19 protein-coding genes and 1 riboswitch are annotated in these 19,188 nt (G+C 54.7%); of the genes, 12 read left to right on the top strand and 7 right to left on the bottom strand.

Translation table 11 applies throughout. The annotated features are described in order from the left end of the window. Window positions 1-43: 43 nt before the first annotated feature. Window positions 44-970, bottom strand: coding sequence for a DMT family transporter (locus tag ELY38_RS04190; RefSeq protein WP_127060248.1), 927 nt, complete (start codon window positions 968-970; stop codon window positions 44-46). A gap of 98 nt (window positions 971-1,068) precedes the next feature. On the opposite strand from ELY38_RS04190, the gene ELY38_RS04185 reads away from it, so the two are divergent. The 6 genes from ELY38_RS04185 to ELY38_RS04155 all read left to right on the top strand — a co-directional run bounded on the left by ELY38_RS04185 (window position 1,069) and on the right by ELY38_RS04155 (window position 5,442). Continuing rightward, window positions 1,069-1,557 (top strand): MarR family winged helix-turn-helix transcriptional regulator, encoded by a 489-nt coding sequence (locus ELY38_RS04185; RefSeq protein ID WP_127060247.1) that lies wholly within the window; start codon window positions 1,069-1,071, stop codon window positions 1,555-1,557. Window positions 1,558-1,813: 256 nt separating this feature from the next. Then, window positions 1,814-2,272, top strand: coding sequence for a GNAT family N-acetyltransferase (locus ELY38_RS04175; RefSeq protein WP_127060246.1), 459 nt, complete (start codon window positions 1,814-1,816; stop codon window positions 2,270-2,272). Window positions 2,273-2,359: 87 nt separating this feature from the next. Beyond that, window positions 2,360-3,082, top strand: a complete 723-nt coding sequence (bluB, locus tag ELY38_RS04170) for a 5,6-dimethylbenzimidazole synthase (protein WP_127060245.1) — start codon at window positions 2,360-2,362, stop codon at window positions 3,080-3,082. Between the two features lie 88 nt (window positions 3,083-3,170). After that, on the top strand, window positions 3,171-3,647 hold the full coding sequence (locus ELY38_RS04165) for a GNAT family N-acetyltransferase (protein WP_127060244.1): 477 nt from the start codon (window positions 3,171-3,173) through the stop codon (window positions 3,645-3,647). 81 nt (window positions 3,648-3,728) lie between these two features. Next, window positions 3,729-3,956 carry a hypothetical protein gene (locus ELY38_RS04160; protein WP_127060243.1) on the top strand — a complete coding sequence of 76 codons (228 nt, stop codon included), beginning with the start codon at window positions 3,729-3,731 and terminating at the stop codon, window positions 3,954-3,956. Further along, the gene (locus ELY38_RS04155; RefSeq protein WP_127060242.1) at window positions 3,949-5,442 is read left to right on the top strand and encodes a sodium:solute symporter family protein; all 1,494 of its coding nucleotides are present in this window, start codon (window positions 3,949-3,951) and stop codon (window positions 5,440-5,442) included. Before ELY38_RS04160 ends, ELY38_RS04155 begins: the two co-directional genes overlap by 8 nt. A gap of 86 nt (window positions 5,443-5,528) precedes the next feature. On the opposite strand, the gene ELY38_RS04150 is transcribed toward ELY38_RS04155, so the two are convergent. Together ELY38_RS04150 and ELY38_RS04145 are read right to left on the bottom strand one after the other, a co-directional pair. Next, on the bottom strand, window positions 5,529-6,590 hold the full coding sequence (locus ELY38_RS04150) for an SPFH domain-containing protein (protein ID WP_127060241.1): 1,062 nt from the start codon (window positions 6,588-6,590) through the stop codon (window positions 5,529-5,531). Between the two features lie 2 nt (window positions 6,591-6,592). Then, complete coding sequence (locus tag ELY38_RS04145) at window positions 6,593-7,087, bottom strand: nodulation efficiency, NfeD-like protein (RefSeq protein ID WP_127060240.1); 495 nt, start codon at window positions 7,085-7,087, stop codon at window positions 6,593-6,595. A gap of 145 nt (window positions 7,088-7,232) precedes the next feature. Between ELY38_RS04145 and ELY38_RS04140 the strand changes: the two genes are divergently transcribed. Then, a complete protein-coding gene (locus ELY38_RS04140; protein ID WP_127060239.1) occupies window positions 7,233-7,949 on the top strand; it encodes a trimeric intracellular cation channel family protein in 717 nt (238 codons plus the stop codon). Here ELY38_RS04140 and ELY38_RS04135 read toward each other — a convergent pair. Next, window positions 7,946-10,912, bottom strand: coding sequence for a translocation/assembly module TamB domain-containing protein (locus ELY38_RS04135; protein WP_127060238.1), 2,967 nt, complete (start codon window positions 10,910-10,912; stop codon window positions 7,946-7,948). The genes ELY38_RS04140 and ELY38_RS04135 overlap by 4 nt on opposite strands. A 108-nt stretch (window positions 10,913-11,020) precedes the next feature. Between ELY38_RS04135 and ELY38_RS04130 the strand changes: the two genes are divergently transcribed. After that, window positions 11,021-11,728: a DUF3581 family protein gene (locus ELY38_RS04130; RefSeq protein ID WP_127060237.1), complete on the top strand. Its 708-nt coding sequence runs from the start codon at window positions 11,021-11,023 to the stop codon at window positions 11,726-11,728. Window positions 11,729-11,793: 65 nt separating this feature from the next. Here the strand turns inward: ELY38_RS04130 and ELY38_RS04125 are convergent, their stop codons facing one another. Together ELY38_RS04125 and ELY38_RS04120 are read right to left on the bottom strand one after the other, a co-directional pair. Beyond that, a complete protein-coding gene (locus ELY38_RS04125; protein WP_127060236.1) occupies window positions 11,794-13,533 on the bottom strand; it encodes a potassium/proton antiporter in 1,740 nt (579 codons plus the stop codon). Between the two features lie 88 nt (window positions 13,534-13,621). Further along, window positions 13,622-14,011, bottom strand: a complete 390-nt coding sequence (locus tag ELY38_RS04120; protein WP_127060235.1) for a hypothetical protein — start codon at window positions 14,009-14,011, stop codon at window positions 13,622-13,624. Between the two features lie 225 nt (window positions 14,012-14,236). Here ELY38_RS04120 and ELY38_RS04115 point away from each other — a divergent pair, with 225 nt between their 5' ends. After that, window positions 14,237-15,736 carry a CoA-acylating methylmalonate-semialdehyde dehydrogenase gene (locus ELY38_RS04115; RefSeq protein ID WP_127060234.1) on the top strand — a complete coding sequence of 500 codons (1,500 nt, stop codon included), beginning with the start codon at window positions 14,237-14,239 and terminating at the stop codon, window positions 15,734-15,736. Window positions 15,737-15,818: 82 nt separating this feature from the next. Here ELY38_RS04115 and ELY38_RS04110 read toward each other — a convergent pair whose 3' ends face one another. Next, window positions 15,819-16,517, bottom strand: a complete 699-nt coding sequence (locus ELY38_RS04110; RefSeq protein ID WP_127060233.1) for a hypothetical protein — start codon at window positions 16,515-16,517, stop codon at window positions 15,819-15,821. Window positions 16,518-16,786: 269 nt separating this feature from the next. Continuing rightward, window positions 16,787-16,890: riboswitch (TPP riboswitch) on the top strand. Here ELY38_RS04110 and ELY38_RS04105 point away from each other — a divergent pair. The 3 genes from ELY38_RS04105 (at window position 16,880) to ELY38_RS19310 (ending at window position 19,177) form a co-directional block, all read left to right on the top strand. Further along, the gene (locus tag ELY38_RS04105) at window positions 16,880-18,265 is read left to right on the top strand and encodes an SLC5/6 family protein (RefSeq protein WP_127060232.1); all 1,386 of its coding nucleotides are present in this window, start codon (window positions 16,880-16,882) and stop codon (window positions 18,263-18,265) included. Its footprint overlaps the riboswitch before it by 11 nt. 134 nt (window positions 18,266-18,399) lie before the next feature. Then, a complete protein-coding gene (locus ELY38_RS04100) occupies window positions 18,400-19,032 on the top strand; it encodes a GGDEF domain-containing protein (protein WP_246009065.1) in 633 nt (210 codons plus the stop codon). Next, window positions 19,025-19,177: a diguanylate cyclase domain-containing protein gene (locus ELY38_RS19310; RefSeq protein ID WP_246009064.1), complete on the top strand. Its 153-nt coding sequence runs from the start codon at window positions 19,025-19,027 to the stop codon at window positions 19,175-19,177. Before ELY38_RS04100 ends, ELY38_RS19310 begins: the two co-directional genes overlap by 8 nt. Window positions 19,178-19,188: the final 11 nt, after the last annotated feature.

Here is a 19,188-nt window from a genome sequence, read left to right as displayed (position 1 = left end):
TAATCTATCAATACCCGACCGTAAACCCTGCCTCCTGCTTTATCTAGGGAAGCTGTTTGGCTTTGCCGATATTAAGCAGGGCGATGCCTGCGCTTATTAGCAGGGCGCCGGGTAGTAAACCTTCGGGGACGGCTTCTCCCTGTAGCAATATCGCAACCGGTACGCCAACCACCGCCCCGACGGAACCCAGCAGGCTAAGAAGTACTGGCCCACCGGTTTTTTGAAGTAGGAAAAGTAGTAAAAACTGACCTGCAAACACCGCTGATTGAATGGCGATTAGCAGAAGCGCAAGGCGTTGCTCGGTTGGAACCTCAAGCGAAAAACCAGGCAGCAGGCCGATGCTGAACAGAAGGCCAGCCGCGGCGATTAACATGCCGGGGGCGAGGGCATCGCCTGAGACTCCCGCTGGCCAGCGCAGTGTCCGATAAAGATTGCCGATAGCCAGTAGTACCGGCCCTGCCAACGCTAGAAGAATCCAGACATAGTCGGCATCAGGCGCGGAAAGCTTGTGAGCCGCTAAGGTGATAGCTCCAGCAAGCGCGGACACAACGCCCATCGCCCGCATAATCTGAAAGCGTTCCAGCCTTAATATCAGCGCGCCCATATAGGTGAGAAGGGGCGGCAATGTAATCACAAGGGCGACAAACCCCGCGCCGATATGCGGAATGGCCGAGAAGAAAATCAGGTTAGAACCCGCGACGCCCACAAAGGCGGAAATCAGGTAATACTCAAGCGTACGTCCAGTGACAGGGGGTAAATTGCTGCGTAGTGCTGCCACTATCAGCAAAATAAAAGCCGCGCCTGCAATCGACCAGAACAGAAAGGCGAGAGGCGATAGCTGCACTCCACCGGCCAGTTTGGCCAAATTGGTTGAGAGGCCAAGCAGCGCGCCACCCGCGACAAGATAGATAAACGCGGCGAGTCGCCTCTTTTTGGGTAGTGCTCCTGACGTTGTATTGAATGGCTGCATGGCGTGGCTCTTGTAATGTCTTTTTGAAACTAACTTGACGTCAAGTTATATGGCTTTTTATCTTGACGTCAAGTTAAAAAGCGGTAAGCATTATCCACATGGATCATGTCGATAAAATACTCATACAGTGGCAGCAAGAGCGCCCCGACCTGAACGTAGCTCCTATGGGCACGCTAGGCCGGATTAAACGGCTGCATCAGAGCCTGATGCGCCGCATGGAACAGACCTGGGCGGAGTATGGCCTTAACGACTCAAGCTTTGACGTGCTGGCCACGCTGCGCCGCGAAGGACCGCCTTACGCGCTTTCGCCCAGCGATTTAATGGCCTCCACTATGGTGACGTCCGGCACCATGACGCATCGGCTTCAACAGCTGGAAAAAGCGGAATTGATTGAGCGTGTCAAAAACCCCGCCGACGGGCGAGGCTTTCTAATCTCGCTATCCGAGAAAGGATTTGTGTTGATCGATGAGGCCATTGCCGCCCACGTAGAGACCCAGGCCGAGCTAGCCAGTGGCCTAAGTGATGAACAGCGTACGCAGCTTGATGAACTGCTCAAGCACTTCTTGGCAGGGTTTGAACAGACATAAGGCACTCCCGCTTGCTTGTAAACAGCGTTGGTCGGCCCGCCTGGAAAATGTGACGGACGAGTCGCCTATTCCCTTTGCCGGGTGGGAGGACTGGAATGAAGAAGGCATGCTGAGTAAAACGGCACCACTTCGTTGGCGGCTAGGTTAAGTTTATAACTACAAGCAGTGAGTTGGGCCCTCGGATCTTGTCGCGCCTGTATAATAGGCCTTGAAAATTTCAGCGAATATCTACGAGCGTTCCGGAGGCCTGGCCTGTATGTCCTTGCACTTTAGCTGGTCGCGATTGAGCGACTTTAGTACGCGCGATTTCTATGAAATCGTTAAGGCACGCGAAGCGGTGTTTGTAGTCGAGCAGCAATGTGCCTATCAAGAGGTTGATGAGCTGGATCCGCTGGCTTGGCATCTTACCGCCACGGTTGATGGCCAGCTTGCGGCGTATATCCGTGTGGTAGGGCCGGGCGATAAGTTCGCCGAGCCCTCGATTGGCCGGGTGATGACCCTTAAAGCTTTCCGGGATCATCAGTATGGCCGGGCTCTTATGAGTGAGGCGATTCGTTTCACCGAGCAAACCTATCCCGGACTGGGCATTAAGATTGGCGCGCAATATTATCTCAAGGTGTTTTATGAATCCTTGGGGTTCCAGGCGGTTAGCGAGCCATATGATGAGGATGGCATACTCCATATTGATATGGTGAAGCCCGCTATAGGTAGTTAAGCTGGCAGCCGTTAAGCAAGTATCAGTTAAGAAAGCATTTGCTAAAAAAACCTAAGTGCACCGCTGGAAAAGGATGTAACTCCCACGATGACCGCACCAGACAATTGCTTTAAAGAGGCTGAGCGGGATGGGGTTTACCGCGCCATCTATGAACGGCGGGACGTACGCTCGCAGTTTTTGCCTGACCCCATTGCACCTGACGTACTGGCGCGTCTATTGCAGGCCGCCCACCATGCGCCTTCCGTTGGATTTATGCAGCCCTGGGATTTCATTGTCATTGAAAATCATGAGATAAGAGCCTCTATTTTGGCGCTGTTCGAGCAGGCAAACCAAGCGGCGGCTGAGCATTTTGAAGGTGAGCGTAAAGACCTTTATCGCAGCCTCAAACTTCAGGGGATTGTCGAAAGCCCCCTGAATCTATGTATCACCTGCGACCGAAGCCGGGGCGGTCCTCATGTATTAGGGCGCAACAGCATTGTGGAGACGGACCTGTTCAGCACTTGCCTGGCGGTACAAAACCTGTGGTTGGCCGCACGGGCCGAAGGGGTGGGCGTCGGCTGGGTAAGCATCCTTGATCAAACTCAGTTAAGTGAGGCTTTGAACCTGCCTGAGCATGTGTATCCCGTGGCCTATTTATGTCTTGGTTATGTCAGCGAGTTTCTGGACCAGCCGGAGCTTGAAGCCAAGGGCTGGCGCTCAAGACTGCCGCTAAGTGAGTTGGTGCATGGCGATACCTGGGGAGAGATGCTAATCAATGAACCGCTTGAAACGGCGTTAAACGAGAAGCCCACTTTCGGGAAAAACGTATGACGGTACGCTAAGCGCGCATTAACTCCCGTAGTGATTGACGGTACATGCCACTATTATGTCTGCCTTTGCTAAACCTTCCGGAAACAGTATGCACGATGCGATCACCATTGAGCACCTAGACGCGGGCAGTCCGCACGCCCTCGTTGTCGCGCAATGGACGTTTACGGCCTGGGGGCACTTGCATCCCGGGAAAACGCTTCAAGATGCGCTTGAAGAAACCTTTTCCGAGTGCGGCGCCTGGGGTGTGCCGTCTATTTTCGTTGCCATGCAAGACGAGATACCGGTAGGCACCGCTAGCCTGATTGCTGATGATATGAGCACTCGACCTGAGCTAACGCCTTGGCTTGCCTCGGTCTTTGTACTACCTGAGTCACGCGGCTGCGGCATTGCTTCAGCACTGGTACAGCGTGTGGAAGCCGAGGCGCAGGCAAACGGCATTCGCCAGTTTTACCTCTACACGCCGGATCAGCAGGCGCTTTATCAACGTCTGGGTTGGCAGCCGATCGAATGCCTTGAACACCGTGGCGAAAACGTGACGGTAATGATACGCCAGCTCGATATTTAGACGCGTTGATGATTCATTGATGCGCATTACTCTACTCTAGGCTGGCCAACGCTGCCGCTCGTTAAATAACAGGAAATCACTATGCGACGTTTACTGGTACTGCCCACCACGCGTGCGGGGTGGGGGTTGTTAATCGCGTTTGTAGCACTGATTGTAATGGGCACGTGGCCGGTGATTGGCTGGGTCAATCGGGCAACCCTGGTATTGGGCCTGCCCCTGATGGTGGTATGGAGCTATCTGGTCATTTTTGCCTGTGTGGCGGTCATGGTGGTTGGAAATCATATAGTGGAGAGAGACAACCATGAATAGTGTCTGGCCGCTCTCGATCACGCTAGCCTATGTAGCCATTGTCATGATGATTGGCTTACGCGCTCGCCATAAGGGCGCCAATATGAACAGCCTGGAGGAGTGGGGCGTTGCCGGGCGCAGCATGGGCCCGGTTATGCTCTATCTGCTGATTGCCGCGGGTAGCGTCAGTGCTTACACCTTTATGGGCGCCCCGGGCTGGGCGTATTCCAAAGGTGTGGCGGTCTTTTATGTAGCCACCTACCTGGCCTATCTGGCGCTTATCGCCTGGTACTTTGGCCCCAAGGTATGGCAGTTTGGCGCCGAGTTCGGCCATGTTACCCAGGCAAGCGCCATTGCTGATCGCTACCAAAGCCCTGCGCTGGGCGCACTTGCCGCGCTGGTCATGGCGGTGGGTTCCATTGCCTACGCAGTGCTGCAAACTATTGGTTCGGCCTACATTCTGTTTGTGATGAGTGGCGGCCTTATACCGGTATGGTTGGGTGTTGTACTGGTGCTGGCCTGCATTGCCGTTTATCTGTACGCCAGCGGGCAGCGGGCCATTGGTCGCACCAATGCGTTCCAAGGCATGCTGATGCTGATGGTCGCTTGGGCGGTTGGCATGTGGGCCGTGCATAGTGCAACAGGCGGGCTAAGCTTTGCCGGTGTGTTTGAGCGTATTCAAGCCGAGCATCCTGAGTTTCTGACCCTGCCAGGCGCCAGCGGAGACATGAGTTACAGCTTCTGGACGACCTCGATTATTATTTCGATGCTCTCCTTCATGCCACCGGTGTGGACCCAGTGGATGAGTGCATCTTCAGCGCGCACCATTCGCCGTAGCGCTACCTGGCTGCCGACTTACTATGTGGTGATCTTGCCCATGGTGGTCGTGGGTTTTATCGGTATTTTCTCATTACCGGAGTTAGTTCGAGCTGATACCGTAGCCCTTGAGTACGCCATGCAGCAGTTGCCGGTGGTGCTGGTCGGGCTGCTGGGGGCAGGCACCTTGGCGGCCTCCATGTCGTCAAGCGAGCCATTTATCCACTCGGTGTCGCTCTCATTGAGTAAAGATGTCATTCAGCCGCTGTTAAAGCTTTCCAATGCCATGACCGGCAGGCTTGCCAGGCTAATGATCGTTCCCATTATGGCGCTGGTGATTGCGCCTTTAGCAATTGCCGAACCGGGTAGTTTGGTGATGATTCTATTGGTGGGGTTGGGGTTTGCCTCCCAAGTGTTGCCTGCTTTTATCGGCATGTTCTTCTGGCCCCGCGCTTCACGGCTAGGCGTTATGGCAGGCATTGTGGCAGGCTTTTTGGTAACCGTAGCATTTACCACGCTATGGTCGCACCCATTGGGTATTCATGCCGGCTTTTGGGGGCTGATGATTAATCTGCCTGTCTTCATTGGCGTCTCGTTAATCACACCGGCCACCAACGCCGACGTGGTTGAGCGTTTCTTTCGCATTGCGGCGCCGCGTGGCTTAACCCATCTTGGGAAAGCCAGCCGTTAAGGCTGGCGCATCAACAGAAGATAGCATGTGGCAGGTATTAAAAAAAACCGGGTAACTATTACCCGGTTTTTTTGAAGCAGAGAGGGTTAGTTTCCGCTAATGCCACCGCCTACCACGCCACTGCGAAAGCTATTGGATGCGCTGGCATTACCTGTACGGTGTTTAAGATGTTCCCCCACGGCATCCTCAGGTGAGCCAGCCAGTTCGCGGAACATACCCATCGAGCCCAGCAGGGCAGACGATTCGTAAGGAACAAAGACACGCTCGCCATTTTTGGCCATATTGGGTAAGCCTTTGATATAGCTCTGCCCCAGCAGGTAACCCACCACGGTGCGTTTGTTCTCTTCGCTGTCACCAATGGCGTTAAGTACCAGCTTGATGGATTCCTGCTCACCCTGGGCACGCAGAATAGCCGACTCCTTATCGCCTTGGGCGTTGAGAATGGCGGATTCCCGCTGACCCTGGGCCATGGCGATGGCTGCGGATTTTTCACCTTCGGCTTCGGTCACGGTCGCGCGGCGTTTACGTTCGGCGGCCATCTGCAAGCGCATGGCGGTTTCCACCTCTTCGGGCATGGCGATATCCTGCACTTCTACTCGAGATATCTTGACACCCCACTTGGAGGCAGGCTCTTCCATCGCGGTCTGGATCTCGTTATTCACTTCCGCGCGCGATTCAAACAGTTTATCCAGCTCCATTTTTCCAACGACCGAGCGCAGCGTGGTTTTAGCCAGAACCTCGACGGCCTGGCTCATGTTGGCGACTTCATAAACCGCGCGTTTGGGGTCGATGATTTGATAGTAGAGTGCGCCATTAATACGCACGGTCACGTTATCGGTGGTCACTACCGGCTGGCCAGGAAAGTCCATTACCGTCTCGCGACGGTCGATGCGAGTCTCGTCAGTGGTGATTGCTTGGTACTCTTCGCCCATTTTGCGATAGCGCAGCATCGTGATGGCGCGCGGCTGCTCGATAAAGGGGACAATAATATTAATACCGCTCTCGAGCACGCGATTAAACGATCCGAGGCGTTCAACCACCATGACCTCAGACTGGCGAACGATCACCAGGCCCTTGGAAATAATCACGATGCCGATAACGACAATAATCAAGCTAATCAATAAACCGGGACTAATAGGTAAATCCATTATCAAGGCTCCTTGTGCAGGGTGGTATCGTCTCGCAGAGGGTTAGATGCTGACGAAGGGAGGGCGACCAGCGCTGTGGTGCCTTCAAAGCGCTGAAAGATAACGGACGTATCGGGTGGAAGTTCGGTAGTGCCCGTATCGATAACGCGTAGACGGTAGAAGTCGCCGTTGATTTTAATGCCCGTTGCACCGTCAAAGTCGCGGCGCAGCGTGTAGTAATAGTTGCCCTTTTCCACGCCCGTGCCAGTAGTGCCGTAGGCAACGCCACGGGGCGAAAAACGTGGGCGGATAACCCAGATGCCTATCGGTACCAGAATACCGGTAAAGATGCCCATGCTTAAAATCTGCCAGGGTAGTGATAAGCCCAAAGTGGTAACGGCTGCGGTCAGGGCGGCGGCTATGCCAAGTGCCAAGAGCACCATGGCTCCTGACATCAATTCCCCTAAGCTGAGAAGTAGCGCCAGTACCAGCCACGTATATGCAGGGTTCCAATCCATAGCGCCTCCTTGTAAAAGTTGTCTTAAGCCTACCTTAAGCCACGGTGTTAAGTCTGCTTAATTGGGCATGAGTAAGCGATAAACGTAAAACGCTTTAGTGCTATTCTGCCTGTTTTAAGAACCATAGCTCACAAAGGGGAATCGCGTGACAGGTATGGTCTACTGGCTGGACATGGCAGGGGTGATTGTCTTTGCGCTGTCGGGGGTTATTCTGGCGTGCCGTTCCAATATGGACCCCTTCGGCATGCTGGTGCTGGCCGCGGTCACTGGCATTGGTGGTGGCACGTTGCGCGATCTGGTACTAGGGATACGGCCCGTGTTCTGGGTAAGCGACCCAAGCTACTTGTGGGTCATTCTGGCCACAGTAGGTGTCTCTCTGGTGGGCTTTCACTACATTCATCGTCTGTCGCGGGGCTTTCTGCCCATTGCCGATGCGTTTGGGCTCGCCCTGTTTACCGTCATCGGCACCCATAAAGCGTTGTTGCTGGGAACCTCTGGCGAGGTGGCTGTACTGATGGGCATGATGACCGGCGTGGCAGGGGGTATGATCCGCGACATGCTGGCCCAGCGCGTACCCATGGTGTTGCGTGAAGAGATATACGCCACTGCCGCCATGGCAGGCGGGATTGTCTATGTCACGCTGCAAGCCCTGAATGCGCCGTTGAACCTGAGTATTGGTATGGCGCTTGCGCTTACCTTGGGGCTTCGGCTGGCGGCCATTCACTGGCACTTGGCGTTGCCAGTCTTTGCTTGGGTGACACTACCGCCAAAAGAGGCAGATCCGGCCGCCCCGCTCTCGACGCCTGCCAAAGCCAAAGAGCGGGTAAGAATGATTCGGCGCGAGCGCAAGACAAAGCGTTAACGGGGCGGCGGTGCGTCAAGGGTGGACGATTGAGTCTGGCGCCAATGATCAAACCAGCGGCGCGGCCGAAAGAGATGCAGGTTCGGCTGGCTGTCTTCAAGCTCTACCGCCATGCCCAATGCGCCCAGGCGTGCATAAAGCGCACCATCAGCACGGCGCTCGGCCAGGTTGATATCCGAAAGCAGCAGTAGTGGCCCGCCGGTTAAGACAAGATCCTTCAAGCTGGCGCGTTCGCCGTTAATCACAAGCTCGGCAGAACCGCTGATATTACGCACGCTGAGCAAGCGCCCCAGCCACTCCTTTGCGCGTGCCCGTTCTAGAAAAAGCCTGGCGAGCAACCCAGTATCACGCATTTCAAGGCCCACCTGGCTGACCAGATGCACGGGGTCTGTCCAATCCAGTTGGGCGTTGTTCATGGAAAACTGTACCCACCAGCCGGCATCTGCCGAGATGCCTTCATTGGGGCGAATGATGTTTTCTAGGCGTAGGAATGAGTTGTCGGCGGTAAAGCGGTGCGTTTCTAGATCACCGTCTGTCAGGATTAAGGAAAGGTGCAGGTCCCCGCGCAGGCGCTGATCAAGCAGCGCCATATCGGCGCCAAACGCTCGTAGTGAAAGCTGGCCCTGGGCCTTCAGGCCATCCAGCAGCCATTCGCTGGCAAGGCTTGCCTGCCCGCCTAACAACGTAATTCCGGCACTTTCGGGCAGGTAGCGGTTGTAGCGAGTAAAGTCCGGCACTTCGGTAATAGGTAGGGCGATACGCGTGACAAAATACTCCGGCGCAGGCGTCGCCAGCACTTTGCTCAACTGGTCTGTCTGGGTGGTGAGCGCAAAGTGCCGCCCTTCCACATGAGGGCGCTCGTCATCTTTACGCTGTAGGGAAAATTGCGGAATGCCCAGCGAAAGCTGGGCCTGCTCGGTGCTGTCGATTTGTGCGGTCAGCTCGCCGCGTCCGGTGACCAGGTAGTCCAGAAAGACCACCTCAAGCTGGTTGGCATTGATGCGCAATCGGGTAGGGGCCAGCAGGCGGTCATCGCGAAACGAGCCTTGGGCGAACAGCTGACCGTTACCTGAGAGTGATACGCCGTGGGCAGCAGGTAAAAAGGTATTTAAGAAGCCCAGGCGCTGCACGCTACCCTCCAGTTGAAACTGCCCGCTAGGGGTGTCAGCGCGGCGTTGAAAGCGGCCTTCGCGGAGTACGAGAATACTTTCCAGGCGCTCACCGGGTTGCATGTTATCGGCTACCTGCCAGTGCAGGCGGCTGCCGCTTATATCAAGAGAGGTGCCATCGGTGGCAGCCTGATTAAGCAGCAGAGAAAGCTGCATGTCGCTGGTCAAGGTGGTGTGCTGATCACTGCGCTGCCAGCGGGTGGTTAATGCATTTCCCGCCAGCTGAACCTCGCCGCTCAGTTGGTCGTGGGTAACATTAAGCGTCCCCTGGCTTTGTGCCTGGCCGCTGATCAGCCTTAGCGGTGCCGGGTCGGGCAGGTAGGTGTTTATATAGGGTTGCAGGGCATTGATATTGGGTAGGCGCGCGTCATCCCAGCTAAGCGTGGCGTTGGCTTGCTCGCGGGCCTTTATTGGGTCAATAGGGCTTTGAGCGGTCAGGTTGAATATCGCGCTATCCAGCAGCGTTTGTTCAAAGTGGGAAAGCGTCGCGCTGCTGAAATCAAGTGTGGCATTCAGGGTCGCGGCATCTCTCAACTCAGCGTTTAGTGTACCGTTGCCCTGAACCGTGAAATCCAGCGCTTTGGCTGCAAGATTCTCGGCTTCAATCCATAGGTGACCATTGTGGGCCTGAGTGTCACGAACGCTCACGTCGGCCGCTATGCGGCCATTACCCGAGAGGCGTACCCCTTCACCTTGCAGCGTATCGGCCAAATAGCGGTCCAGCATATCCAGCCGGGTGATCGTGCCTTCAAGCGTGAGCTCGGTATCTGTGGGCGAGGCGAGGTGGTCCAGGCGCTGATTGGCGACACTGCTGGTCAGGCTTAGCTCGGTATTAACGGCGTAGGGCTGAGTGTCCGCCAGAGTGACATCCGTGAGCTGGGTTTCAAACTCAAGTCGATCTTCGTTTACGCCGAGCGTTACGCTGCCTTTACCGGTTGCCGTATGGCGCGGTGGCGGCGTGTCAGCAATGATCCATGTGGGTGGATGTTCTGGCTTATTGAGCCTCCGCTCATCCAGCGTCAGGTGTAATTCCGGTGCATTCAGAACAAGCTGACTGCCGGGCTCAAGGGTGCCCAAGGCCAGTTCAATATGACCGTTCAATGCGCCTCGGCCATTTAAGAATAGCCAAGGCAGCGCCTCCAAATAAGGCATAAAGACATCCCAGGCATCTGCCTGGGCCTGAATTTCAAGTGTTGCTGAAAGTGCCGCTAACAGTTCAGAGTTAAGCTCACTTGTGGCAGGGTCGGTGGGCGTTACTTCATCAAGTGACGCCGCTGCTTCAAGATTAATCTCGTTAACCAGCGTGGTTTGGTCACTTAGCCGTACCAAGCGCCCCTCGGTGATTGCCAGATTGACCTTGGGGACGGTTAAGTGTTCACGGCTTAATGTTGTATCTACCACCTCTAAGGTGCCTTGGGCCTCAAGGGCAATATCGCCCACCGTCAGGCGGCGAATCCCTTTGGCATCCATGGCGTTAATATGCAGTTCGCCGTGCAGAAGTGACAACAGCGAGAGGTGCAGCGTGGCACGCTCAGCCTCAATGGTAATGGGCAGCGCATCATCTTCGCGCGTCAGATACAGATTCTCTACCTTCCAGCGGCCTGGATGGCGACTGGAACCTTGGCTCCAACGGATTTCAATGCCTTCAAATTGGGAAATCCGGTTGGGCAGCCACTGGCTATTGAGCAGCCAGTGGCTGCCCATCAGCCAAACCGCTATGATAAACAGCACACTGATCAGCGTAGCTAACGCAAAGCGCAATAAGCGTTTTTGGGCGACATTTGTGTTTGGCATACTCGCTTCCTTGCCTTAGTCTCCTGTTAGCGCTTGTTTTATGGCATTATGCGCGACATTGGGCAGTTATGGGTTTTCGATTTCAACGCTAGGCAGGCAGCAAACGCCATGTTCAAGGATTTTTACTCGCAGAGCGGAGAGTATGTTGTTATCTCTGCAGAGCAGGCCAGCCGTTTCGCCAAAGGCGTGGCCGGCGATTACAACCCGATTCACAATCCGGATGCGCGGCGTTTCTGCGTGCCTGGTGATCTACTGTTTACTCTGATACTTGTGAAATTTGGGCTGTCGCGGCAAATGGAATTTCGCTTTACCAATATGGTAAGTGCTGATACACCGCTATGCTTTAGTGAAGCTGATAATGGTGAGCTTCACGTATGTGACGAGAGCGGCAAGTGCTATCTGCAGGTAGTGCGTAGTGGCGAAACAACCTTTGATAAAACCGCCATTGAAGCATTTGCCCGTTGCTATGTGGCATTTTCAGGCAAGAACTTCCCGCACTACTTAAAGCCGCTCATGGAGCAGCACGGGGTGATGTTCAACCCTAAGCGCCCATTGGTTATATACGATAGCATGGGTTTTTCATTAGAGCGTCTGGATGGGTTTACCCCTGACCTTGACTTGACCCGCTCATCGCTGGATGTGCAGGGTAAACGGGCGGATGCACTGCTTGAATTTTCGATAGAATCAGCTGGCAGCACCGTCGGAGTTGGCTCCAAGAAACTGGTGGTTAGCGGCCTTTGCCACTATGACGCCACTGAGATGGCCGCTATTGTGGATGAATTTTATCGCTTGAAGGCCGCTTACGAAGCCGCCTGACAGTGCGAGGATTCACTTTGTTGAACGGCCATCCATGCTTGGCGGATGGCCGTTTTCCTTGTGGTTTAAGGTAAAGCGCCCTCTACCGATAAGGCGGGCTGCATTATTGTTAAACCGGCCGTGGTAATACGCCCTTCAAGCACACCTTCAACGGACAGCGTCACGCTACCCAGCCTCAAGGCATCGCCTTCTCTGGGGTTGGCGGTCAGGCGCTCGTGTAAAAGGGCGTCCAGCGTGCGGCTCATATCGTTATCTAGCGCGATACCGTACGAATGGAGTATTTCGCCCACGCTTGTGTTGCCTTTCAGGCGCAAGGTTTGGTCGGGAAGCTCGCGGCTGGCGATAGCGGTGCCTTCTGCAAAGACACAGTCAACAAAGGGGCGTGTGTCGGGGCGCAATACGACAAACAGGTGGTCGCCAGGCAGCAGCATGGTAGAACCTCTTGGCGGGATGACATTCTTGCCCCGCGTGACCATGGCAATCACAGTGCCATCAGGCAGCGCTATCTGTGATAAACGCCGGTTGGCAGCGCGGGCAAAATCCCCTAGGCGATACTCCACAATATCAGCATCGACATCTTCCAAAGCGGTAATTTCAAGGCTTGCAGCAGGCACGACGGGCGGCTCTTCGGTCAGGCCTAATTTACGCGCCACATAAGGAAGGGTGGTGCCTTGAAGCGTGGCTGAGATCAACACTACAAAGAAGACCACGTTGAAAATCAGTTCTGCGCCTTCCAGTCCAAAAATCAGCGGGAATATGGCCAGTATGATCGGCACTGAACCGCGTAGCCCGACCCATGCCACCAGCCCCGTTTCGCGATTGTTAAATCCGAACAGTTTGAGAATGGGGGCTACCGCGAGTGGGCGTGCCACCAAGATTAAGATGGCCGCGATCAGCAGACCTTCAAGCCAGACATCCAATAGAGAAACAGGATTGATCAGCAACCCCAGCACCACGAACATGACGATTTGACTCATCCACGCTAGGCCATCGTGAAAGAGAAATGTGCTGCGTTGAAAGGCGATCGGGCGGTTGCCAATCATCACACCGGCCACAAAGATGGCTAGGAAACCACTGCCGCCAAGATTCGCAGCAACACCGAAAGCGAAAAGGCCGCAGGCCGCCACCAGCACCGGATAAAGCCCCGAGGTGACCAGCTGGATACGGTTAATCAGTTGAACAGATGCCCAGCCAACCAGTAAGCCCACCGCACCGCCCACGCCAATCTGCATGATAAAGAGCTTTAACAGGCCCACCCCCAACGGCATATCATTGACCAGCACTTCGAGCAGGCCAATGGTTAGAAATATGGCCATGGGGTCGTTTGAGGCGCTCTCGATCTCAAGCGTCGATTTAAGCCGCCTGTTGATATAAATGCCTGCATTGCGCAACAGGGAAAAAACCGCGGCTGCATCGGTAGAGCCGACGATAGCCCCCAGTAATAAACCATCCAGTAGCGGTAGTTCGAGAATGTGGGCCGCCGCTACGCCGGTAATTAATGACGTAATCAGTACTCCCAGGGTTGCCAGTAACGAAGCAGGCTTCCAGACCATGCGAATAGAGGACATTGGTGTTTGCAAGCCGCCGTCAAACAGGATCATGGCCAGCGCCATAGTACCCAGGGCATGAGCCAGAACGGGGTTGTCAAAATTGATGCCACCAATTCCGGCTTCTCCTGCGAGCATGCCTGTTCCCAAAAACAGAACCAGTACCGGCATGCCCAAACGTGCTGATAGCTTGCTGGAAATAATTCCGATCAGCAGCAGGATAGCTGCCATTAAAATAAGTTGATCCACCTGAAACATAAGCGCTTCCTAGCAAACGATGTAAACGGGCGCCCCGATCAAACGTGGCGCCATGTAGTAATAAAATTCTGACAGTACGATTAACACGTTAGGTAGCAGGTGGTGCGCGAATAGGGGGAAGGCAGCCGGACGGGTTATTTGCCCATGGCGTGATCGTAAGCGGTAGGGCACAACCGCCTGTGCGGGCTATATCAACCGGTGCCACATGCGCAGGCAAAGCAGCCTCGCCCGCTCCTTGGTCGCTGGTGTCAACGGGTAGCGCCTTGCTACTGCGAACCCGTAGTGAATGATCCTGCATTGCAACCGGCAGCAGCGATTCGCGTTGATCGGCATAGTTAGATGAGTTGTTGGCGCCGGCTGCGAATGGAAAAGACGAAGGCGGAGTGGCACACCAGAGCAGCAGGGTCAGAATGCATAGACCGGCATGGCTCAGCTTTGGATAAATCACCGCAGTGAATGCTTGTTTCTGATAAGGCAAAGCGCCATCTCCGTAGTCGTACGATTTATCATCCTTTATTGGTAAGGCAGGTCAAGTGGTTGAGGCAGCGTGGTGTTATTTTTATTAGCGCATCTGTTGGAGACACTAGTTTCTCTCAATCGCTAATTGACGTTTACGTCAACTAGCTGATATACCCTCTTCATGCCTTAAAAAGACATCGATAATGGCTCAATAATAAACACAATCTTTAGCAGGAGTAGCGTAATGTCCGTTCGCGAAATCCCCATGATCATTGATGGTCAGGCCGTCATGTCCGAGAGTCAGGAATGGCGTGACGTGGTTAACCCGGCGACCCAGGAAGTCGTCGCCCGAGTTCCTTTTTGTACTCCGGAAGAGGTTGAGCGTGCGATTGCGAGTGCTCAGAAAGCCTTTAAAGAGTGGCGTAAGGTGCCGCTTGGTAAGCGCATGCGCATCATGCTCACACTGCAGGCGCTGATTCGCGATAATACCGATGAGCTGGCTGCCTTGATTACTGAAGAGCACGGCAAGACGTTGCCAGATGCCAAGGGTGAAGTTGGCCGAGGCTTGGAAGTGGTTGAGCATGCCTGCTCGATTACCTCGCTTCAATTGGGTGAAGTGGCTGAAAACGCGGCAAGCGACGTGGATGTTTATACCCTACACCAGCCGCTCGGCGTGGGGGCGGGGATAACCGCGTTCAATTTCCCCATCATGCTGCCATGCTTCATGTTTCCGCTGGCGATTGCCACGGGCAACACGTTCGTCTTGAAGCCTTCCGAACAGGACCCCAGTTCTACCATGCGTCTGGTAGAACTTGCCCTTGAGGCCGGCGTACCTGCCGGGGTGTTGAATGTCGTGCACGGCGGCCCAGATGTCGCCAACCAGATTGCCGATCATCCAGTTATCAAGGCGCTGTCGTTTATTGGCTCCAGCCACGTTGGTGCGCTGCTCTATAACCGTGCAGCCGCGGCGGGCAAACGTATGCAGGCGATGATGGGGGCAAAGAATCACTGTGTGGTTATGCCTGATGCCAACCGCAGCCAGGCGATCAATAATCTGCTGGGCTCGGCATTTGGTGCAGCCGGGCAGCGCTGTATGGCTAACTCAGTGGTGGTGCTGGTGGGTGAGGCGCGCCAGTGGATTGACGATATTGTGGAGGGCACGCGCAATATGAAAGTGGGGCCCGGCACGCAACAGGATGCCGATTTAGGCCCGCTGGTATCGCCCGCCGCTCGGGATCGTGTGGTGCGCCTGATTGAGGCCGGTGAGAAAGAGGGCGCCACACTGCTGGTCGATGGACGCAACTGCCAGGTAACCGACTACCCGAAAGGCAACTTCGTCGGCCCTACACTGTTCACCGACGTAACGGCCAATATGGCCATTTACCGCGAAGAGATATTTGGCCCGGTACTGTGCGTGGTTAACGTGGAAACCCTGGATGAGGCGATTGCCTTTATCAATGAAAACCCCAACGGTAATGGCACGTCTATCTTTACCAACTCTGGCTGGGTGGCGCGCCGTTTTGAAACCGATATTGATGTAGGGCAGGTGGGTATTAACGTACCGATTCCCGTGCCGGTGGCTTATTTCAGCTTTACCGGGTCAAGAGGCTCCAAGCTCGGCGATCTAGGACCTAACGGCAAGCAGGCCATCGCCTTCTGGACACAAACCAAAACGGTGACCGCACGCTGGTTTGAGCCGGAAAATGTCTCAAGCGGTATCAACAGCACTATTTCGTTAAGTTAAACTCGACAACGCTCAGGCTCCGTTTGCCGAAGCTTGGGCGTTGCTAGCAATCCAGACGTTGTTCGCAGCCTGGGCCTACCGCTTAAAAATCGTGTAGCAGGCTGACGCTTTCCTCAAGTAGCTTTTCAATCGGCTGAAGCTGACTTTCATGCAAAACCAGTAGTCCCGGCGCCTCTTTGGCATTGGCATCATTACTTAAAGGAACCAGAAGCGCGAACTCTCCCTCTTCTAGATGAAATTCATGGATTTCACGTGGGCCATGGGGTGTTTGGCACTGTGAGCAGCGATAAACGTCGTCTTCCCCATATACCAGGCGATGGTACATCTTAAACAGCGTATAAAGAGCGAGCCCACCTTCAAAGGCTGGCCAGCGCGCCGGGGTCGTTTTAATATCATCCATCACTACTTGGCCTTCAGCCTGAGCTTCGGCAATCGCATTAGCCAATGGCGTGGCTAGAATAGATAAGTTTTCGGTGGGCAACGGAGCGTTTTGCTTCGCCGCCTGCTCAAAATCTCTGGCGGCGCGTTTGAAATCCTCCAGCGTGTGCAAAGGATAATCAAGATGCTGCAGGTCATCTGGCTCAAAGCCGCCGTTTTCCCAGCCATGAATAACGCGAAGTGTCATGTTGCCGCGTGACATGGGGCGGGCCAATAGCATATATAACATCACATGAACATGAAGCAGGCGCTCATCCGTCTGATTTTCAAAGGCGCGGTAGGGGTCAGCAAAAAGTGCGTTAAGCCGACCTTGAGTATGCTCCTTGGCTTCGGTGTATGACATGGTGGTTTCCTGTAAGTGAGCCAAGTATGCAGTACGGCTCCTTTGGCATAGGTGCTTATTATCACGCGAGCGTTAATCGGCGTCGGCGTTACCCCATACCCCTATTGTTTATCTTCGAACATTTATTAGTCTAAGCAAGGTTATGGTTAATGCATAGCAGAAGTAGGCCTGTTTCCGCCCAGTTATCTAACGCATGGGAAAACGGTCATACGGGCACAGCGACAGGTTTTGACGACTGGCTGTTTTTCACTCAGGATGCACGCCCAATCAACTGTCGCCAGGGGAGCTACCCAGTGTGGCTGAGAATGCAGTTTGCAGACCCTGGAACCTGATCCGGTTCATACCGGCGGAGGAAGCGCGACATGCTATACCTGACGTTAGCTGTGCTTGGCGCAGCGCTTTGCTGTTTTGCATTTTTAGGTCTCAAGGCCCAAGGTCGAAAAGGGTCACTGGATGATTATGTCACCGCGCGTAATTCGCAAACGAGCACCAATATTGGCCTCTCCTTAGTGGCATCTGGAATGGGGGCATGGATTCTGTTCGCACCGCCGGAAATTGGCGCGTTTGTAGGGCCTGTCGCACTTGCCGGTTATGCGCTGGGTTCTGCTCTACCGCTAGTGGTATTAGGCCTTTACGGGCCGATGATTCGTCGAGCACTGCCGGAAGGGCGCAGCATCGCTGAGTTTGCCGAGGCGTGCTACGGGCGTGGGGTGCGATATTGGGTAAGCCTGGTATCAATTGGCTACATGGCATGTTTTCTGGCAGCTGAATTGACCGCTATTGGCGCCATTACGTCGCTACTTTCCAAGGTGCCACCCAGCTGGGTCATTATTGGTGTAACGCTCACCACGCTGCTTTACACTGTAAAAGGCGGCCTTAGGGCAAGCCTTGCTACCGACCGTTGGCAGGCATGGTTATTGTTTGCCCTATTACTTACCGTTGCCGGGGTAACACTCTGGCGTCTGCCTGCAATGCCCGAACAAGCCGCGCTACCGGCAATACCTGCCTCCAGTGCACTGAGTGTTGCGTTAACCTTGGTGATTGCCGTAACCGCTGCGAATATATTTCACCAAGGGTATTGGCAGAGGGTATGGGCTGCCCGGGATGATCAAAGCCTGGGACGGGGAGCGTGGCTTGGCGGCGCCATGACGGTGGGCGTGATCATGCTGATTGGTGGCTTGGGCATGGTCGCAGCCGCCAGCGGCGTGCCGTTGGGTGAACCGCCGATGCCCTTTTTTGCTCTGTTGGAAAATGCACCTGCCTGGGTGGGCGTGGTTGCGCTGGTACTGGCGGTAACGCTGGTTGCCTCAAGCGTTGACACCTTACAAAGTGGTATTGCATCACTATTGGCGTCACGCAGCGAGCAGCCTAGCGTTTCTCTAACCGGCGCACGTTGGACAACCGTGGTCCTGATGGTGCCGGTGATTATTATCGCTTTACAGGGATTATCGGTGCTGCGGCTTTTTCTGATTGCGGACCTGCTTTGCGCGGCTACTGTCATGCCCGTGCTGTTAGGCCTGTGGCAACGCATGACTCCCCTGGCGGCAATTGGAGGCGGCCTTGCGGGATTGCTGGGCGCCATTTTGCCCGGTTGGACAAGTCACGGTGAACTGCAGGCAGGGGTTATAGCGGCGACCTTTCCTGGCGGTGTGCCTACGCTCGCGCCATTTTTAGGGGCGCTGGTGGCATCGACGAGTATCAGCGTTATGCTGGCGTACTTAGGAAAGCATCAACGTGTTGCACAGTAATAAAAATAGTTAGCGCTATGAGAAGTGAAATTATCTGACAACTTGCGTGAAGAGTTAAATGAGTTATCCCATACCGTTAAACGAGAAAGCTCAGCGACGAGGATTTCGCTACGCTCCAGGATCTAGCCGATATCGTGACCGATGAAATTCAGCTTCGCGAACGCCTGATTCGCGAGCAGAAAAAGAAAGAGGCATCCGAGAAAGCCCTTGCCAAGCTTCATCGTAGCCTTGAGCAGCAAATTGAACAGCGCACCCACGAGCTAAAGCTGGTGATCGAAACGGCGTATGATGCCTATATCAGCATTGATGCCGATAACCGCGTACTGGATTGGAACCTGGCAGCGACCACCATGTTCGGCTGGTCGCGCCAGCAGGCGCTGGGGAAGCCGGTTAATCAGCTTATGTTACCTGATGGGGTGCCCAGTGAGGCTGAAACCGTGCCGGTTACCTACCATGCGCGCCGCCTCGACGGTCATCTCTTGCCTGTTGAAATCCGCTTTAAAACACTTACTTTCCATGGCCGCCAATGGCGCAGCCTATTTGTGCACGATATTAGTGAGCGCCATCAGCTTGAGCGGTTAAGAGACCAGCAGGCCCGTGAAAATGTGCTCACCAAGCTTGCCAACCGCCGCGCATTGGATGAGCGACTGCCAGATGCTATGGCGCGTGCCCGTCGCTTGCAAAAGTCATTGGCAGTACTGTTTATGGGCCTGGATGGCTTCAAAAAAGTTAACGACAGCCACGGCCACGCCATTGGTGATGGGTGAAATCACGCTTGAAGTCAGTACTAGCGTTGGGGTCGCGATGTATATGCCGGGTGCGCCTGAGACGGCGCAAGAGCTGATCAAGCGAGCCGATGTTGCCATGTACGAGGCGAAACGGGCGGGCAAGGCCCAAGTGCGCATCGCCTGAGTCATACATTA

It is taken from the genome of Vreelandella nanhaiensis (genome assembly GCF_003990185.1).
GTDB lineage: Bacteria > Pseudomonadota > Gammaproteobacteria > Pseudomonadales > Halomonadaceae > Vreelandella > Vreelandella nanhaiensis.
The sequence above is the reverse complement of the archived record's forward strand: the minus strand, read 5'-3'. Positions and strand labels throughout refer to the sequence as shown.

Bases quoted from the DNA above. Each gene is read 5' to 3' on its own strand.
- ELY38_RS04165 (WP_127060244.1), top strand. From the start codon at position 3,171: ATGCACGATGCGATCACCATTGAGCACCTAGACGCGGGCAGTCCGCAC.
- ELY38_RS04150 (WP_127060241.1), bottom strand. From the start codon at position 6,590: ATGGATTTACCTATTAGTCCCGGTTTATTGATTAGCTTGATTATTGTC.
- ELY38_RS04110 (WP_127060233.1), bottom strand. From the start codon at position 16,517: ATGTCATACACCGAAGCCAAGGAGCATACTCAAGGTCGGCTTAACGCA.
- ELY38_RS19310 (WP_246009064.1), top strand. From the start codon at position 19,025: ATGGGTGAAATCACGCTTGAAGTCAGTACTAGCGTTGGGGTCGCGATG.
- ELY38_RS04115 (WP_127060234.1), top strand. From the start codon at position 14,237: ATGTCCGTTCGCGAAATCCCCATGATCATTGATGGTCAGGCCGTCATG.
- ELY38_RS04145 (WP_127060240.1), bottom strand. From the start codon at position 7,087: ATGGATTGGAACCCTGCATATACGTGGCTGGTACTGGCGCTACTTCTC.
- ELY38_RS04190 (WP_127060248.1), bottom strand. From the start codon at position 970: ATGCAGCCATTCAATACAACGTCAGGAGCACTACCCAAAAAGAGGCGA.
- ELY38_RS04105 (WP_127060232.1), top strand. From the start codon at position 16,880: ATGCTATACCTGACGTTAGCTGTGCTTGGCGCAGCGCTTTGCTGTTTT.
- ELY38_RS04135 (WP_127060238.1), bottom strand. From the start codon at position 10,912: ATGCCAAACACAAATGTCGCCCAAAAACGCTTATTGCGCTTTGCGTTA.
- ELY38_RS04125 (WP_127060236.1), bottom strand. From the start codon at position 13,533: ATGTTTCAGGTGGATCAACTTATTTTAATGGCAGCTATCCTGCTGCTG.
- ELY38_RS04185 (WP_127060247.1), top strand. From the start codon at position 1,069: ATGGATCATGTCGATAAAATACTCATACAGTGGCAGCAAGAGCGCCCC.
- ELY38_RS04130 (WP_127060237.1), top strand. From the start codon at position 11,021: ATGTTCAAGGATTTTTACTCGCAGAGCGGAGAGTATGTTGTTATCTCT.
- ELY38_RS04175 (WP_127060246.1), top strand. From the start codon at position 1,814: ATGTCCTTGCACTTTAGCTGGTCGCGATTGAGCGACTTTAGTACGCGC.
- ELY38_RS04160 (WP_127060243.1), top strand. From the start codon at position 3,729: ATGCGACGTTTACTGGTACTGCCCACCACGCGTGCGGGGTGGGGGTTG.
- ELY38_RS04155 (WP_127060242.1), top strand. From the start codon at position 3,949: ATGAATAGTGTCTGGCCGCTCTCGATCACGCTAGCCTATGTAGCCATT.
- bluB (WP_127060245.1), top strand. From the start codon at position 2,360: ATGACCGCACCAGACAATTGCTTTAAAGAGGCTGAGCGGGATGGGGTT.